12 protein-coding genes and 1 other RNA gene are annotated in these 16,556 nt (G+C 46.7%); 3 read left to right on the plus strand and 10 right to left on the minus strand.

Annotated features, from left to right (window positions below; all coding sequences use genetic code 11):
* Window positions 1-5: 5 nt before the first annotated feature.
* Window positions 6-1,418, minus strand: a complete 1,413-nt coding sequence (locus tag ACE1CM_RS05815; RefSeq protein ID WP_374876457.1) for a GUN4 domain-containing protein — start codon at window positions 1,416-1,418, stop codon at window positions 6-8.
* A 349-nt stretch (window positions 1,419-1,767) separates the two neighbouring features.
* Here ACE1CM_RS05815 and ACE1CM_RS05820 point away from each other — a divergent pair, with 349 nt between their 5' ends.
* Complete coding sequence (locus ACE1CM_RS05820) at window positions 1,768-3,195, plus strand: dihydrolipoyl dehydrogenase family protein (protein WP_374876458.1); 1,428 nt, start codon at window positions 1,768-1,770, stop codon at window positions 3,193-3,195.
* 326 nt (window positions 3,196-3,521) lie between these two features.
* The gene (locus ACE1CM_RS05825; protein ID WP_374876459.1) at window positions 3,522-4,367 is read left to right on the plus strand and encodes a metallophosphoesterase; all 846 of its coding nucleotides are present in this window, start codon (window positions 3,522-3,524) and stop codon (window positions 4,365-4,367) included.
* A gap of 777 nt (window positions 4,368-5,144) precedes the next feature.
* On the opposite strand, the gene ACE1CM_RS05830 is transcribed toward ACE1CM_RS05825, so the two are convergent.
* The 6 genes from ACE1CM_RS05830 to ACE1CM_RS05855 form a co-directional block, all read right to left on the minus strand.
* Entirely contained in the window at window positions 5,145-5,861 is a 717-nt protein-coding gene (locus tag ACE1CM_RS05830; RefSeq protein ID WP_374876460.1) for a peptidoglycan-binding protein, read from the minus strand.
* Between the two features lie 178 nt (window positions 5,862-6,039).
* Window positions 6,040-7,326 carry a M16 family metallopeptidase gene (locus ACE1CM_RS05835; protein ID WP_374876524.1) on the minus strand — a complete coding sequence of 429 codons (1,287 nt, stop codon included), beginning with the start codon at window positions 7,324-7,326 and terminating at the stop codon, window positions 6,040-6,042.
* Between the two features lie 133 nt (window positions 7,327-7,459).
* Window positions 7,460-8,740 (minus strand): M16 family metallopeptidase, encoded by a 1,281-nt coding sequence (locus ACE1CM_RS05840; RefSeq protein WP_374876461.1) that lies wholly within the window; start codon window positions 8,738-8,740, stop codon window positions 7,460-7,462.
* A 119-nt stretch (window positions 8,741-8,859) separates the two neighbouring features.
* Window positions 8,860-9,045: non-coding RNA, 6S RNA (ssrS, locus tag ACE1CM_RS05845), on the minus strand.
* 255 nt (window positions 9,046-9,300) lie between these two features.
* On the minus strand, window positions 9,301-10,533 hold the full coding sequence (locus tag ACE1CM_RS05850) for a 5-(carboxyamino)imidazole ribonucleotide synthase (RefSeq protein WP_374876462.1): 1,233 nt from the start codon (window positions 10,531-10,533) through the stop codon (window positions 9,301-9,303).
* Window positions 10,515-11,054: a pentapeptide repeat-containing protein gene (locus tag ACE1CM_RS05855; protein WP_374876463.1), complete on the minus strand. Its 540-nt coding sequence runs from the start codon at window positions 11,052-11,054 to the stop codon at window positions 10,515-10,517. The genes ACE1CM_RS05850 and ACE1CM_RS05855 overlap by 19 nt, the downstream gene beginning before the upstream one ends.
* A 48-nt stretch (window positions 11,055-11,102) precedes the next feature.
* Between ACE1CM_RS05855 and ACE1CM_RS05860 the strand changes: the two genes are divergently transcribed.
* Window positions 11,103-11,459: a phage holin family protein gene (locus tag ACE1CM_RS05860; RefSeq protein WP_374876464.1), complete on the plus strand. Its 357-nt coding sequence runs from the start codon at window positions 11,103-11,105 to the stop codon at window positions 11,457-11,459.
* A 65-nt stretch (window positions 11,460-11,524) separates the two neighbouring features.
* On the opposite strand, the gene ACE1CM_RS05865 is transcribed toward ACE1CM_RS05860, so the two are convergent.
* The 3 genes from ACE1CM_RS05865 to cobJ form a co-directional block, all read right to left on the minus strand.
* On the minus strand, window positions 11,525-13,411 hold the full coding sequence (locus tag ACE1CM_RS05865) for a sensor histidine kinase (protein ID WP_374876465.1): 1,887 nt from the start codon (window positions 13,409-13,411) through the stop codon (window positions 11,525-11,527).
* Window positions 13,401-14,270, minus strand: coding sequence for a PhnD/SsuA/transferrin family substrate-binding protein (locus tag ACE1CM_RS05870; protein WP_374876466.1), 870 nt, complete (start codon window positions 14,268-14,270; stop codon window positions 13,401-13,403). Before ACE1CM_RS05870 ends, ACE1CM_RS05865 begins: the two co-directional genes overlap by 11 nt.
* A 171-nt stretch (window positions 14,271-14,441) precedes the next feature.
* The gene (cobJ, locus tag ACE1CM_RS05875) at window positions 14,442-16,544 is read right to left on the minus strand and encodes a precorrin-3B C(17)-methyltransferase (protein ID WP_374876525.1); all 2,103 of its coding nucleotides are present in this window, start codon (window positions 16,542-16,544) and stop codon (window positions 14,442-14,444) included.
* Between the last annotated feature and the right edge of the window lie 12 nt (window positions 16,545-16,556).

Below are 16,556 nucleotides of genomic sequence, written 5' to 3' on the forward strand. Positions count from 1 at the left end.
TCCCGTCAAGGCGCTACACCCCGAATCGAATTTGGCGGATTATTTAAATTATCTGATCGCGATAAAATCGCTTGATCAAAAAATACCCACCACGCCCAACCAAAGAAAACGCTGCCCCGCGCCCACAATGCCGATCCCCTTGCTGGGAGGTGTCCGGTAGGGGCATTGAGGGAAAAAGTCAGGTCGTCGTAGTTGAGCCAGGTATTGTTGACCCGCCACCCGACGCGATCGCCCAAACTCCGCTCGGTTTGATAATCTACTTGTCCGCCAAGTTCTTGCCAAATGCGCTTTTGTATGCTACAGCCAAAGCGACTTTTGCTGTAGTACAGCCAGATTTGGTTAATTTGGCGCAGGTCTTCCCAAGGAAATTTGTGGATCAATTCTAAGTTAAGCCAGTCGTCTTTATCGGTTCTAGCGACTTGAAGCATGACAATTTCAGTTTCTAAGTCAGCTTCCTTCCATTTTCTAGCGGCTAGCAACCGTTGCAGTTTTGTGTAATCTGGTTTTAGCGCGATCGCCACAGGCGTCACTGGCGGTGGTGGCGGTGGATTAATCGCCTCAAGTGCAACAGGCGGTGCTGGCACGATTTGGGGTGCAATCCCGCCCAATAATTCCAGCCACTCTGGTACTGACTGGGGGCGATTTTCTGGCTCAAACTCCATGCCCTTGAGAATCGCTTGATTGACGCGAGCGCTGATATTCGGATTGTATTCCTGCGGTGGCACTAAAGGCTGTTTAGCCGCTCTAGCGGGAGCTGGAGTCGGTACTTTACCCGTCAGCAAATAATACAGCGTCGCCGCTAGAGAGTAGACATCGGTACACTCGTTGCGTTTCGCTTGTGGGGCATATTGTTCAATCGGGGAAAACCCTCCCGTATAACTTGTCGTGTGATAATTGCTCGGATTGGGGATAAACTCCCGTGCAATGCCAAAGTCAATCAGAACCGCTTCCGGTTTACCTTGCCGCACCATAATGTTAGGCGGCTTGATATCCTGATGTAACATGCCTTTATCGTGCAAGACGATTAATGCTTGACCGATCTGCCAGATATAGCGCAACGCTTCGATTTCGGCGAGGGCGCCGTTATTTTTCACTCGTTGTCGTAAATCCTCTCCTTGGACGTATTCCATGGCGATACAAGGCAGTTCTCCCTCATAAAAAGCGTTTTCTATCCGCACTATGTGGGGGTGGCGACAAAGCGCTAGCCGCAAGGCTTCTTCCCGAAAACTCAGCTTGTATTTCAGTCGGTACGCTGCCAGTTTTGGATTTGTCAGTACCTCCTGTTTGAGGGTTTTGATTGCAACGCGATCGCCTTTTTTATTCGTCGCCAGATAAGTGACGCCAAAACCACCTTGCCCCAAATATCTTTCGATAGTGTAGCGATCGCCGTATAATTTTTGCCCAGCTACCCAAACCATTAGTCGCTATTTGCAAAGATTTATCAAAACTTGAGTTGATTTTTGCACGGATAACAAAGCTTCCCAGATGACAACATCCTATTACGCTACAGATGGCAGCCAAAGTCAACCCCATAAGTTAAAAGTTTGCTGCCTTTTTTGTGGGAATTGAGTTAAATAATATCAGACCGAGGGTCAATCAAACCGGCAAGGCAAGGATTGAAGCTCTTCCAACAGCAGCAATTGACTGCTTGCTCAGGAATGGAGGCTCTTGACCTTAACCAGTGCTAGGCTCATTTTCAGCTCAGTCTAATTTTATCAGGATTGAATAAAAGCTGACGCCAGCAACAAAAATTAGGAGACTGCTGTTATGGCTGTGGAATACGATGTGGTGGTGATTGGTGGGGGTTCTGGTGGTTTGGTAATTGCGGCGGCGGCGGCGCAGCTAAAAGCCAAAGTCGCCCTAGTGGAACGAGATCGCTTGGGTGGTGACTGTCTTTGGTATGGCTGCGTTCCGAGTAAATCCCTCATCCACGCTTCAAGAATTGCTTATGAGGTCAAAAATGCCGCCCGCTTTGGCATTTACTGCCAAAATCTGGAAATTGATTTTGCTCTCGCTAACGGACACGTGCAAAAAGCGATCGCCGCCATTCAACCCCACGACTCCCCAGAACGGTTTCAATCCTTAGGGGTCGAAGTTATCTTTGGATCGGGTCAATTTATCGACCGACAAACGTTTGAAGTCAACAACAGACAACTCAAAGCACGCGCGTTTGCTTGCGCCACTGGTTCGCGTCCTAAAATCCCTTCCATACCGGGACTAAAAGCAGCCGGTTATCTAACTAACGAGCAAGTATTTTCTCTCAAACAACGTCCTTCATCCCTTGCTGTAATTGGCGGTGGACCAATTGGCTGCGAATTGGGGCAAGCGTTTTCTCGACTGGGTTCACAAGTAACAATTATTGCCAGTAGCGACCATCTTTTACCCAAAGAAGACCCAGAAGCCGCATTAGTAGTTCAGCAACAATTAGAATCAGAAGGCATTCGCGTTATCACCGCTACCCGCGTCGAACGAGTTGAACAAATCGATGGTAAAAAACACCTATGGGCAGGGACCCAAAAAATTACCGTAGATGAAATTTTAGTCGCCGCTGGACGGATGCCTAATGTGGAATCGCTTAACTTAGAAGCGGCTGGTGTAGAATTAGGAGAACGGGGAATTCGCGTCAATGAAAAACTCCAAACAACCAACCCGCGCATCTATGCCTGCGGCGATGTGATTGGCGGCTACCAGTTTACCCACGTTGCTGGTTATGAAGCGAGCGTTGTACTAAAAAATGTCTTATTTTTTCCCGTCACTAAAGCAAATTATCGAGTCATTCCTTGGGCAACATTTACCGATCCAGAATTAGCGCGAGTTGGTTTAACCGAAAAGCAAGCTAAAGAGCGATATGGAGATGATATTTACGTGCTAAAACAAGAATTCGCTGGAGTTGACCGCGCCCAAGCCGAAGCCGCAACGAAAGGTTTTGCTAAAATTATTACTAGGGGAAATGGAGAAATTCTCGGCGCTCATTTAGTAGGTGCTTCCGCCGGAGAATTACTCCACGAAATTGTTTTGGCAATGTCGAACAATTTAAAAGTTTCTGCCCTCAGCGGTATAATCCACATATACCCGACCCTGGCGGAGGTGAATAGCAAGGCAGCACTGCTGCTAACTAAGCAAAAATACGCTAAAAATCAGAAATTGCAGAACCTGCTCTTGAGGTTTTTTAGTTTGATGCGAGCGCTCGCTTAAAGGTATATTACTCCCTGGCGATCGCTATGTTATTACTTTCTTCTTTCTTGGCGTTCTTGGCGTCTACCCTACGGGAAGCCGCTGGCGCGTCTATGGCGGTTCAATAAATAACGCAAGTGGCTATTTACATCCTTTGCGGACTGGTAATAGGTAATGGGTAATTGGTAATTGCCACTCTTGAGACTGCCAATGAATCCAATTACCAATTACCAAGCTTGCAACTTATAACTAGCAACTTGAGTTAAATAGATATTCTTCAGGCGGGAAAGGAGTAAGACCGATAGGTTATGCTGGAGGCGCTTTTCTAGTAAGCAAGCAGCAGCATTATGCACAGTATCCTCACCGGGGCGTTGAGTATCGAACAGATAACGGTTGCGATCGCCGATTTACCCCCATCCTTAGCAGGCACGACGTTAGTACAACTATCTGATTTCCACTACGATGGTCTGCGACTGTCTGATGACTTGCTAGAACAAGCGATACAAGCTAGCAATCAAGCAAAACCAGATCTAGTTCTACTCACCGGCGACTACGTCACCGATGACCCAAAACCGATTCACCGCCTGGTGTCGCGACTCAAAAACCTCCAAAGTCGCGCCGGAATCTATGCCGTCTTAGGCAACCACGACTACTATTATCGCCACTCAAAAGCAGAAGTTACCAACGCTTTGAGTAGCATCGGCATCTCTGTCCTTTGCAATCAAGTCGCTTACCCCTTGGGAGAAAGATTAGCATTGGTAGGAATCGCCGATAAGTGGTCAAAAGAATTTTTACCCGCGACGGTAATGGATAAACTAGATCCAAATATTCCCCGCATCGTATTATCCCACAATCCCGATACCGCCCAGATATTGAGGGCTTGGCGGGTCGATTTGCAACTTTCCGGACATACCCACGGCGGTCAAATCTGGCTTCCCGGATTAGGTCCTGCGGTGCATTATATGCGAAATCTCAAAATAATTCTCCGCTACATTCCCCAACCACTGCGGCGAATTTTGCCATTTAATCTCGGCACTTGTTTACAAGTTGTTCGCCATTGGGAATGGGCGCAAGGACTGCATAGAGTTGGCACAAACCTACTCTACGTCAATCGAGGTTTGGGAACCTATCTACCCGGACGCCTGTTTTGTCCCCCAGAAGTTACGGTAATTCGGCTAATTGCTAATTGCTAATTGCTAATTGCTAATTGCTAGCTTTATTTAACGATTACCCATTACCCATCCTAAAACTTTAAACCCGCCCATCTACTTTAGGAAAGACTGAGTAGACTTAGGCGGGTTTTACTTCGAGGTGAAACGAACAATAAGAAGCTAATTCCAAATAAAGCAGCGATTTAACTCAACTAAGGTGGACTTGACGCGCAACTTTCGCTTTCCGACTTTTTTCTCACCTCCGTCGATTCAGACAGTTACTCTGGAGCGTTCAAAAACACTAGGTCAAAAACACTAGGTCAAAAACACTATGCCGAACGCTATATCCCTTTTACGATGAAGCTTGAACCGAGCGTTAGTTGCGTTGGATTTAGAGCGGGTAGGCACAGGCTTAAATCCAGACTTTTTTTGGTTGAAGATCTTTTTCATTTGTGCCTTATGTTTTTTAAGTTAGCACCTTCTTTTTTGCCAAACAAGCACTATTTACTAAACTTTATAATCTTTTAACTTTGTCAAAATAACCAAGTGTTTGTTAATAGTCTTGACAATTTATCCCAAATATGAATTGCGGTTCATAGTAGTTTTTACCTACAGGACTTAGGCAAAAAAACAAAGGGCGATCCGAAAAATCGTGGGTTTGGGAATCAGAGATATGCATACCCTAGCTGGCGCGAACGACGGTCGAAACGGGGTTTCTGGCTTCTTCTGGCGTAAGTCCTGACTTTGAGACAAACGACAAAACTTACCGATGGGTCCCTACCCGCGTTGGTGCAACAAAAGACCGATCAATTAGATAGGTCAAGGCAATAAAACCCTCCAAGTGGCAGGTCCGACAATGCCATCGGGGGGAAGGCGAAATTTTTCTTGAGCCGCTTTGACAGCGATTTCGGTTGCTTCGCCAAAAATACCGTCTACCGGACCGCGGAAAAACCCGGTGGCTTGCAGTCGCGTTTGCAACCAAAATACGGCAGGGCCGCGCGTTCCTACTCTCAAAACGGGTAAATTACTGATAGCAGGTTGTGGGGTACTTGCCGCCGCCTGGTTGTTGGTTGCTGGTTGGTTGGTAGGGGAGGACGGTTCAGAAGCCGCATTTGAAGGGGTTGCGGCAGATGGGGAGGGTGACGGCGGTGAGGGTTGGGGGAACAGTCGCTGCCAAGTAGCAGCGCCAACAATTCCGTCGGCGGTGATACCAGCGGCGCGTTGAAATTGAGTCACTGCGAGCGCTGTACTCTCACGATAAACTCCATCAACCGTGCCCGTATAATACCCCAACAGTTTCAGAACTGCTTGCAATTCCGATACAGCCGCTCCCTCACTCCCCTTTCTCAGTATGGGTCTTGTGCCGCTAGTGACAGGCGCAGTCTGGGCAATACCCTGAGGCACGTAAAAAGTAAAAAGTAAAAAGGTAAAAGAAAAACACCACTGCCACAATCGGGTTGCTTTTTTTTGTCTGTTGTCTGCGTTATTGTTCCCAAGCAGGGGCAAGAAATGCTTTTTACTTCTTAGTAAACTCAAGATACTACCTCCAATCCACGAGCATAACTCCTCGATCAGAGTTTACCTTCTGGTTGGATTGATCTCGCACCTGCTCATATCGAGTCCGGTAGTAGGGGCGGGTTTTACCAACCATTGAGTGGGGAACCACGAGATATTTCGTTAAACCCGCCCCTACCTCCCTACATTGCTCACCTGCTCACTTGCTCACCTGCTCAGCTGGCCCGACTAAAGATAGATAAGGCTCGATAAAATAGCGGCAGGCGACGGCTTGCGCTTCCTCAAGGGTAACGGCGGCGACGGTATCGCTGAATTTGTCGTCAAACTCAATTCCCAAGCCGATAATTTCGTACCAGCCTAAAACTTGGGCAATTTGGGCGTTGGTTTGCTTACCTAAAGCATACTGACCCAACAGTTTATTTTTAGCCGCTTGCAGTTCTTGGGCACTTAAAATAGTTTGGCAGAGGCGATCGACTTCGGCGCGCAGACTATCGCAAGCGATCGCCGTATTTTCCGGTGCGGTTCCCATATAAACTACAAAGTGGGACTCATCTAAGCGCGTGGGGTAAAAAGCCGACACTTCATAAGCCAAGCCGCGTTTTTCCCGCAATTCTACAAACAAGCGACTGGAAAGACCATTTCCCAAGTAAGTATTGAGCAATTTCAGCGCTGCGTAGTCGGGACTTTTGACCGATGCGGCGAGATATCCCAACATCACAATCGATTGCTGAGTTTGCTGCTTGACGAAGCTGTTGCGGGGCGCGGGAGCGATCGCTGGTAGCGACAGGACAGGTAAACTGGTTGACGGGGGTTCCCAGTCGCCCAAGACTTTTTCTACTAATGCGATCGCGCGCTCCGGTACAATGCGACCGACAATAGTAATCACCAGATTATCGGGGCGAAAGTAAGTGCCGTGATACCGTCGCAAATCCTCGCGACTCAGTTGCGATACCGTCGTTTCATCTCCCAAACTCGATAAAGCATAGGGATGATCTTGGTAAATAGCATGGCGCAACTGTTCAAACGCGATGGTAAACGGCTGTTCTTGTTGCGAACGAATTGCCTGAATAGTCAAGCGGCGTTCTAATTCTACTTCTGATGCGGGGAACGTGGGATTTCGCAACAATTCGGCTGCCAATTCCAACATTTCTGGGAAATCTGCCGAAACTGTTTTCACGCTCATTAAGAAATAATCTGCGGTAGTATCTGCTCCTAAACTAGCGCCCAACGACTCGACTTTTTCGGCAATTTCCGCTGCATCTAGTCCTGGGGTTCCCTTAGTCAGAACCGATGCCAACAGGTGAGACAACCCGGCTTTTTCTCTTGACTCGCACCGACTCCCAGCACCGACAAAAATCCGCGCTGCAATAATATCGGCGGCGGGATTTTCCACTGCGATAACTGTAATGCCATTCTTTAAAACGGTTCGCTGTAGCGTGCGGTTCAGTAGAGATTTTCTCTCCTGTTGATTCACGTAATTTTCCATTTTAACTCTCTGAATATTGCAGATTGCCGATTGCCGATTGCGGATTTTAATTCTACCTAATATCCCCATTTTGTAGATTGCAGATTTTAATTTAATTGCCAATCTGAAATCTGCCATCTCAAATCTGAAATTCTCAAAACGGTTTTAGGACAGTTACGGCATAGCGTTCTGGGGAAATATACTGCTGGATTAGTTGCTGGATATCCCACGGCTGAAAACTTTGTATTTGGTAGGGATAAGTGACTGAAATTTCAGCAGAGGTAATCGTGTTGTAGTAGCCGTAGAGTCCTGCGAGTTGACAGGGCGCTTCGGTAGAAAAGGCGTAGTCATTGCACAGCAGGCGCTTGCACCGTGCTAGTTCGGCGTCGGTTACGGGTTGGTTGTGCAACTCTAAGAGGCGTGAGCATATCAGCGCTTCCACTCTCTCCAGGTGTTGCGGTTCTAAATGTACGCCAATGGTAAACAAACTCGAATCTTGCTGAAGCGAAAAACTGCTGCTAATCCCATGCACCAATTGCAATTCTTCCCGCAACTCCCTGACTAAACGAGAAGCACGCCCTTCTGCTAACAATACCGAGATTAAGTCCAAACCGTAGGCATCGCGGATTTGATCGACCCCTGGACCAACCCAACCCATCATCAGGCGGGCATGTTCTAACCTGGGTAAACATAGTTCTTGGCGGCGAATTTCTGTTATCGGCGGTTCGGCTTCTGCCTCAAACCGGGGACAATCAGATCTAGTCGTAAAATTCTGGAACGACTGATTCACCAGTTCTAATGCCACCGTTTGACTAATTCCCCCCACCACCACCACGGTCATGTTTTCCGGTTGGTAGTGACTGGCGTGGAAGCGGCGCATGTCTTCTGGCGAGTGCTGCCAAAGTTTTTCTTCCGTTCCCAAAACGGGACGCCCGTAAGGATGACACTGGTAAACGCCTTCCAGCAGTGCTTGGAAACCCAACCAATCTGGGTTATCATAAGCCCCGCGAATTTCCTCCAGCACTACATCTCGTTCCCGTTCAAATTCATCATCCGGGATCGATGCACCCAGCAGCAGTTCTGCTAGATAGGGCAGGGTATCTTCCAGGTACGGGACTGCCGTGGTAATAAAGAAGTGGGCGTAATCGTGGCTGGTGGCGGCATTGGTCATCCCGCCCGTATTTTCTACCACTTGGTCAAATGCCCCTGGAGGCACTTTGTCAGTGCCTTTAAAGATCATGTGTTCGAGGAAATGAGCCATTCCAGACCAACGATCTGGTTCTCTGACAGCGCCTGCTTTTACCCATACATCAACTACCGCGACTGGTGTGGCGGGGATGTATTGGTGAATCATCGTTAATCCGTTATCCAGCTTAAATATATCGGCTGGGAACGCTGTCACGGTTTGCCATTGCGATAAAACGTTGAGCTTCAAACCCTTGTGCAATAGAATTTCACTTATGGTAGCGCTTATTGTAAAGTTTATTCGACTCAATTTATACAAAATATGACAAAAAATCCCCTGTCTTGCGGACAGAGGATTTTGATTATTTTTGGTTTCCCGCAGCGCCGTTTTACCTCAGTTTATGACCTGGTTAAACCAGGTGGGTACGCTTGGCTTCTGTTTTAAGTTTCCGGGTACTTTCGCCCGGTCTACTGTAACTAAAGCATCTTGGTTCCCTTATTGTTCGAGCATAGATCAAAAAACGTTATTGGCAGTCACCAACGCTGTAGGAGAACCTGTATTCCATTATAGGGTGTCCTGGCATGGAAGGGGAAAATTTTTATCGCGGGAAAGCAGTTGGAGAAGAGGACGCGGTGACGCTCCCGACGCGGTGACGCGGGGAATCTGTTCCAAGAATTCTCCCCCTCACCGCGTCTCCCCCTCACCGCATCTCCCCCTCACCGCGTCTCCCCCTCACCGCGTCTCCCCCTCACCGCGTCTCCCCCTCACCGCGTCTCCCCCTCACCGCGTCTCCCCCTCGCCGCGTCTTCCTATTGTTGATCCCCGTACCAGATAGACTCGACTTGGCGAGCGAGTTCCAGCAGTTGGTCCCGTTGATTTGCCGATGGTTCGTCGAGCAAAACGGTGACGTGACCTAGTTTGCGTCCGGGGCGAGATTCGGTTTTACCGTACCAGTGGATGCGGGCGTTGGGTATGGCGGCGATTAATTGCCGTTTGAGGCTGTAGTATTCGGTTTGGGAATGCTCGTAACCGAGCAAGTTCACCATGACAGCGGGTTTTAGCAAGTCTACCTCGCCCAGGGGCAGACCGCAGACGGCGCGCAGGTGCTGTTCAAATTGGGAGGTTTTGCAGGCATCGATCGTGTAGTGTCCGCTGTTGTGGGTGCGGGGGGAGATTTCGTTGACTATTACTTGACCTTCTGGGGTTAAAAATAGCTCGATGCCGAAGACGCCGACTGCTTGTAATTTATCTAGAATCCTGCGCGCGATCGTTTCTACCTCCTCCTTGACAGCAGACGAGATATCAGCCGGAGCCAGCACTCGCCGACAAACATAGTTTTCCTGTTGAGTTTCCACCACCGGATAAACCACAATCTCACCTTCTTGGGAACGAGCAGCAACAACCGCCAATTCCCGCTCAAAGGGAATAAATTGTTCTAAAATTGCGGGCGTTTGTCCCAATTCATCCAAAACATTCCAGAATTCTTCTTTTTCTTCCACGATAAAGATTCCCTGACCGTCATAACCCAGGCGTCGCACTTTTATGACAAGTCGGGGATCGGTGTCGGGTAGGGGTTCGGGAGGAGGTGGGGGAATAAAATCCTTCTCCTGTGCTTCCATTGCTGCGAGTTCTTCATCGGTATACCTTTCGTGTTCCGGAAGTGGTACTTGCTGGATAGCGACAAATCGCGGCACGGTAAGACCTAGATCCTGCAAAAAGGAGCGTTGGTCGTATTTATCTAATAATGGAGCCATTGAGTCTAATCTGGGGCGGAAATCTACGCCAGACTCTTCTAGCAACCTTAACGCGCCCAGATTAATAAATTCATTTTCAAACGTAATCGCCTCGCAGCGACGTGCCAAATTGACGGTCGCCGAGGCGTCATCAACGGCAGCAAAGATTGTATCCGATGCAATAGACACTGCCGGATCGGTTTGATGGGGAGTTTGAATCACCAATTCAATTCCCAAGGACGAGGCGGCGTTCCCCATCATCCAAGCTAACTGTCCACCGCCTATTACACCTAAACGTTTGATCGACATCCCAAAGACTCGCGAGTTGGTACACCTGTTTTATAATTCACGCCGCTGGCTTTGGCACAAAGTTGTCTAATTTGAGTTGGGTCCAAAATTGCCTCGCCAAAATCAGCAAGGGCGATATTCGCGCCGTCAAAGATCGACCCCAGCAAAATGGTTTCTGCCAAAACAGCATCGCTCAGATCGGCATTGGTAAAGTTTACCTGATCGACAAGGGCGTTGGTCAAATCCGCCCCGTGCAAATTCGCCGCCAGCAATATGGAAGCACTCAAAACCGCGCCTCGCAAGTCGGCGTCTGTAAAGTTTGCCCGTTCCAAATTCGCATTGGAAAACTCCGCCAATTGTAGCGTTTGACCGGAAAAATCGCGCCCCCGCAGTTGTGCGTTACTGAACGACAGGGGTGGCGGATAGGGGTACGCTTGTGCTGGAGAGGGAAAGCAGCAGAGGATTAGCGCTAGGAGTAACGCCGCCAGTTGCCGAAAAATCATCGTTAAAACGTTTAATTGTATTAAATCGCGATCTTTCATTGGTTGATTCTGTAAAATCCTGGAATAAGTTGAAAATTGAGCAGGGATATGTATCGCAAATTTATCGCAACTTGGCTGATTACGGCGCTGGTGCTGCTGATCTCAGCTAATTTTATACCCGGTTTGATCGTCGGAAACACGAATGCTGCCATTTACGCGGCGCTGATTTTGGGGTTGGTGACTGCGATTTTCCGACCCGTGTTATTAATTTTTACATCATTTCCCCTCACGCTTGTCACCTTTAGTTTGTTTGTGTTTATCATCAACTCTACTACGATTTCGCTAACTAGCCTTCTCGCACCCGGTTTTCAAGTGAGAGGGTTTCCCCCTGCTTTGATGACTTCTATTGTTTTGGCTTTAGTTGCTAGTTGGCTGAATTCTAAGTTTGCTAAACAAGAAGATTGATGCGCCATCGCTTTCCGCTTCGCCGAGAAACCCGGTTTTTTGGAAAAACCGGGTTTCTCAAGTTTCTAAACCGCAGCTAACTGACGGCTTTTTGTTTTTATCGTTAATGCGATCGCCAATTCCGTTCCTTTACCCACTGCGGAATTTACCTCAATTTTACCCCCATGTTTTTCGATGATTTGGTAGCTAATCGAAAGTCCTAAACCCGTGCCTTTTCCCACGGGTTTTGTCGTAAAAAATGGGTCAAATAATTTATCTTTAATTTCTGGTGGAATTCCAGGGCCATTATCTAAAATCCGTATTGTTATATAATTGTCTCCAGTTATTTCAGTGCGAATCAGGATGGTTGGTAATGGGTAATTGGTAATTGGTAATTGGTAATTGGGGCTTTCTTTACGGCTACTCATTACTTCTTCCAGGGCGTCAATTGCATTGGCGAGGATATTCATAAAAACCTGGTTTAATTGCGCTGGATAACACTCAATCGGGGGTAAATTTCCATAATTTTTAACCACTTCAATTCCGGTTTTGAGTCGTTGATTTAGAATTAACAGTGCATTTTCAATTCCTTCATGGATATCAACTGTTTTCATCTCTGCTTCATCGAGGCGGGAGAAATTACGCAAAGACAAAACAATCTTCTGGATGCGTTCCGTTCCCACTTTCATTGAAAATAGGATTTTCTGAAAATCTTCGTTGATAAAGTTTAGATCGATTGCTTCTATTTGCGCTTGAATTAAAGGCGTTGGATGGGGATACTGCTGCTGGTAAAGCTGGACTAACTCTAGCAATTCTTCAGCATATTGTTTAGCATATTGGATATTTCCGTGAATAAAATTAACAGGATTGTTAATTTCATGGGCAATACCAGCCACCATTTGTCCCAAACTCGACATTTTTTCTGTTTGAATCAGTTGCGTTTGAGTTGCTTGGAGTTTTTCGAGTGTTTCCTGAAGTTCTTGGGTGCGTTCTTCTACTCGTTGTTCTAATGTTTTGCGTGCGAGTTCTAGCGCCAGGGTATACTCTTCTACCCACTCGACTAGCTGATTTAAAGAAGTTGCTAACGACCCGATTTCATCTTGAGTTGTAACAGAACTGCGGAGGTGAAAATTAGCTTCTTTAATAATGGCATTTGCCACTTGAGTTACTGCTACTAAAGGACTGGCGATCGCTCGACTTGTACTCGTCGCCAATATGGCAGCGATACCCACTGATAATATCAGAATCGAACCAATAATTATCACCCTGATTTTTTCAGCTTTTTCTAGCTTTATATCCGATTGGATTTTTTGTCTTTCAGCCTCATTTTTAATTTGATTTAAACTTTCGCTGAGTCGATCGAATTGAACGCTGACACCCGTCGCTTGCTTTTCTCGGTAAAAATTCAGCATTGCATGATTTGCTGTCTCAATTTCATCAGCTTTTACGTTAGCTGTATTTATTTGAGACCACAAGATTTTAATTAACTCGGTATAGGAGTCTGTATTTGTTTTGTAACCGTTCAGTAATTGTTTTAAATCCGTCGCATTTCTTGCTAATTCACCGGGATGGTTTTCGACAAAAGTTTCAAATTCAGAAATAACTTTTTTCACTTGACGCACATCAGTAAAAAACTTGGCAGTTTCGTAGTCAAACCAAATTGATTGACCCACCACACTCATCAATCTTTGGGGATGGGATCGCATTTCCCGCACGCTAATGTTTAGATCGTAAATCAAATACTGCTGTTGATGGGCAATTTCATGTTGTTGCTTGGCTTTTTTTTGGTAGTATTCTCCCACAACCAAACCCATCGTTGTCCCTAAAACGGATATTCCAATAGCCAATCCATACCCATAACCAATCTTTTTGGCAATACTCAAGCGACTGAACATATTTTTGCCCCAGTTTGAGTAAAATTTTGCACGGGAAGTTTGTCTATTGAACATTTGGCGACCAAGTTTATTGAACAAAATTACCTTGTCCGATAGCTTTATAAACTTCGCGAATCATGTCGTACTCAGAATCATTCACCGGAACTATATTAGAACCTTTATACTTACCTGATTCGACAGTTGAAAGACTTTGAAGGATTTTTTCCTGATTTTTAATTAAAAGCGAATTGATTCGTTCAAGCGTTTCAGGTTCAAGTTGGCTGCTAGCAACAAATAAATCTTTGGGAAGCAATGGCCCTTTTGCTATCACCGGCAATGAACTTTCTGATAAACTTTGCTCTTGCAGAAATTGTTCGTACTTAACAGCCGACCCTCCCCAAGCATCAACCTCGCCTTTTTGTAAGCTGGGGAGTCCCTTACTTCCTAATATCAGAATTTTGACATCAGATTGAGGATTTAATCCGGCATCGATTAAAAGTTTTGTCGGACCAAGATAACCGCTGGTTGAACCAACTTTCCACATAGCTATTTTTTTACCTTTCAACTGGGTTACCGACTTAATTTTGCTGTTAGCAGAAACACAGATAACCGTGCGGTAGTTGGGTCGGGTAATACCGAGGACGGGAACGGCATTTGTCCTCGCACGCATGACCACATATTCTGATGGACCTGTGAGAACAAAGTCGAGTTGATCTGATTGTAAGGCAGAAGCTGCTGCGGTGTAACTTTCGACGGGAACGAGTTCAATTTCTGTTTGAAGTATTTCTTTTAAAGCCGCTTGCAATCCCCCATAATCCCTCTGTAACTCTTCCATTCCTAGGGCATCTGTGACTGTAAATCGCAGCTTTTTGGGCTGACTTCCTGTGGTATTATTGGTAACAAATGTACAGCCTGCTATGAATAATAGAGAGTATAGCAGCAAATTTCGCCTTCTCATATTTTGATTTTTAAATATAAGAAACCGTTCAATTATAGTTGAGGTTAATTATGCGTTGATTAACTAGAGGTTAATGTCTGTTTAAACACTCAAAGTATAATTGGAGGCACGCTGGGCGAACGCATCTGAATTAACAAAAACCCGGTTTCTTAAAGAAACCGGGTTTTTCGATTATTCGCTCTCGCCTATTTGATAACCGCGAGGAGTAATCATCCATTCGGCATGATTGCGAGTATTAGAATTGCCGATTAAAACAATCGTCAGCATATCGATGGACGCTGACAGCAATTTATCCAATGTCGTGATACTAATTTGTTCATCTTGCCGATAAGCAGATCGAACAATTGCCACCGGAGTATTCGGATCGCGGTATTGCAGAAAAATCTCCTGGGCGCGGACAATTTGTTCTGTACGATTAGCCGATTTTGGATTATACAAAGCCGTGACAAAATCTGCCATAGCAGCAGCAGTTAAACGCTTTTCGATTGCCGACCAAGGAGTGAGTAAATCGCTTAAACTAATCGCACAAAAATCATGCATTAAAGGCGCACCCACCCGCGAGGCAGCCGCTTGCAAAGCACTGATACCTGGAAACACTTGAACTCTTGGTGAAATGCCATCCCAACCTGCGAAACGAAGCTCTTCTAAAACTAATCCAGCCATGCCGTAAATGCCGCAGTCCCCAGATGAAACAACGGCAACTGTTAAACCCCATCGCGCAAGTTGAATTGCCCTTTGGGCCCTTTGCTTTTCTTGGGTAATAGGTAACGCTTCGACAATTTGACCTGGACGCAACAAAGGGGAAATTAAATCGATATATAAAGAGTAACCGATGACTGCATCCGCACTCGATATTGCTGTTTGCGCCGCTGGAGTAATTTGGTTTAATTGTCCGGGACCAGTTCCCACCAAAAATAAACAACCCGTGCGCCCGGTGTATTCTTTTTCTGCTAAAGCAACGGCAACGGTAACTGCACCGGGTTCTCCTTCTAACCGAAATATTTGTTTGGGAACCAACAGTATTGTGGGGTGGGCATCTTGCCCGCCATTTCCGATTGACAGGCAAGATGCCTGTCCCACAAGAATATCAGCTGCTTTGCTATTTCCGATTGACAGGCAAGATTCTTGTCCGGCAAGAATAGCAGCTGGTTTGCTATTTCCGATTGACAGGCAAGATTCTTGTCCGGCAAGAATAGCAGCTGCTTCGGCGACACTGGGGGTGCCAACTTCGGTTTCTACAACGGTGGAAGGAGTGGGAACGGCAATTGAGCGTAAAATTTCAGCAGGGAAAGTTTGTAAAGGCCAATTGCGATCGCGGCATAATTCCACCAAACCCGCTTCATCGGCTTTAATATCTATTGTGGCAATGCCTGCGATCGCACCCATCGCCAAATGATGAGCTTGAAACACCCGCTCAATCGCCGTTTCAATTAATTCTCTAGATGTCCCCCGTTCGCATCCAATTCCTACCCACAAAACTCGTGGATGCCATTGCACTTTTGGCAACTCAGACTCTGGAGAAAACCGTCGTTGGGTAAAACCGATCCAAATGCGGGATTTGGTAATTGGTAATTGGTAATTGGTAGTTGTGGATGAAGAATTAAGCAGATCTTTTGTCTCCTCTGCTCCTCTGCTCCCGGAGTCCTCTGCTGCTTCAAAATAAAATGGGTGTCCTTTTGGCAGGTGCTTTTGCCACAAAGTAGAACCAACTTCTTGAATTACCTCAACAGGTTCGCCTCTCGCAATTGTCGCCGCCACTTTTGTCCAATTCCCTTCACCTTTTCTCCAACCAAAAGGAACCCCCAGCATATCCACTGCGGGCAATCCTAACCCAACCGATGCCCCACTCAAAACCGGCGTTGCGCCAATTTGGAGGGCGACAAGTCTGGCGAGTCTATCCGCCCCTCCCTGGTGTCCGCTGCATAAACTAATCGCAAATTGTCCCATTTCATCGACTACCACCACCGCCGGATCGCGCGATTTATCTTCCAACAAAGGTGAAATCAAGCGAACGACTGCTCCCGTTGCCAAGCCAAAAATAAAGCCTTGATATTGATGCCAAATCGTTGCTAGATGGGTTTTGAGCGAACCCGCATACACCTGTATTGTGGGGTGGGCATCTTGCCCGCCAGAGGCGTCAGTAAATCCAGTCAATGATTCCGGAATCCACAAGGTTGCACCTGTAGCTATAGTCAGGGGCAAAAGCTTTTTGGCGGCGGTGGGGGTGGTAGCGATCGCGGCTAAGGGTTGGAAATCTTGAAACAACACAACTATAGATGGGTGCAA

The organism is Microseira sp. BLCC-F43, from assembly GCF_041929235.1.
Taxonomy (GTDB): domain Bacteria; phylum Cyanobacteriota; class Cyanobacteriia; order Cyanobacteriales; family Aerosakkonemataceae; genus Microseira.

Excerpts from the sequence above, each read along its gene's own strand:
- ACE1CM_RS05825 (WP_374876459.1), top strand. The coding sequence starts at position 3,522 with ATGCACAGTATCCTCACCGGGGCGTTGAGTATCGAACAGATAACGGTT.
- ACE1CM_RS05855 (WP_374876463.1), bottom strand. The coding sequence starts at position 11,054 with ATGAAAGATCGCGATTTAATACAATTAAACGTTTTAACGATGATTTTT.
- ACE1CM_RS05820 (WP_374876458.1), top strand. The coding sequence starts at position 1,768 with ATGGCTGTGGAATACGATGTGGTGGTGATTGGTGGGGGTTCTGGTGGT.
- ACE1CM_RS05850 (WP_374876462.1), bottom strand. The coding sequence starts at position 10,533 with ATGTCGATCAAACGTTTAGGTGTAATAGGCGGTGGACAGTTAGCTTGG.
- ACE1CM_RS05815 (WP_374876457.1), bottom strand. The coding sequence starts at position 1,418 with ATGGTTTGGGTAGCTGGGCAAAAATTATACGGCGATCGCTACACTATC.
- ACE1CM_RS05835 (WP_374876524.1), bottom strand. The coding sequence starts at position 7,326 with ATGGAAAATTACGTGAATCAACAGGAGAGAAAATCTCTACTGAACCGC.
- ACE1CM_RS05860 (WP_374876464.1), top strand. The coding sequence starts at position 11,103 with ATGTATCGCAAATTTATCGCAACTTGGCTGATTACGGCGCTGGTGCTG.
- ACE1CM_RS05870 (WP_374876466.1), bottom strand. The coding sequence starts at position 14,270 with ATGAGAAGGCGAAATTTGCTGCTATACTCTCTATTATTCATAGCAGGC.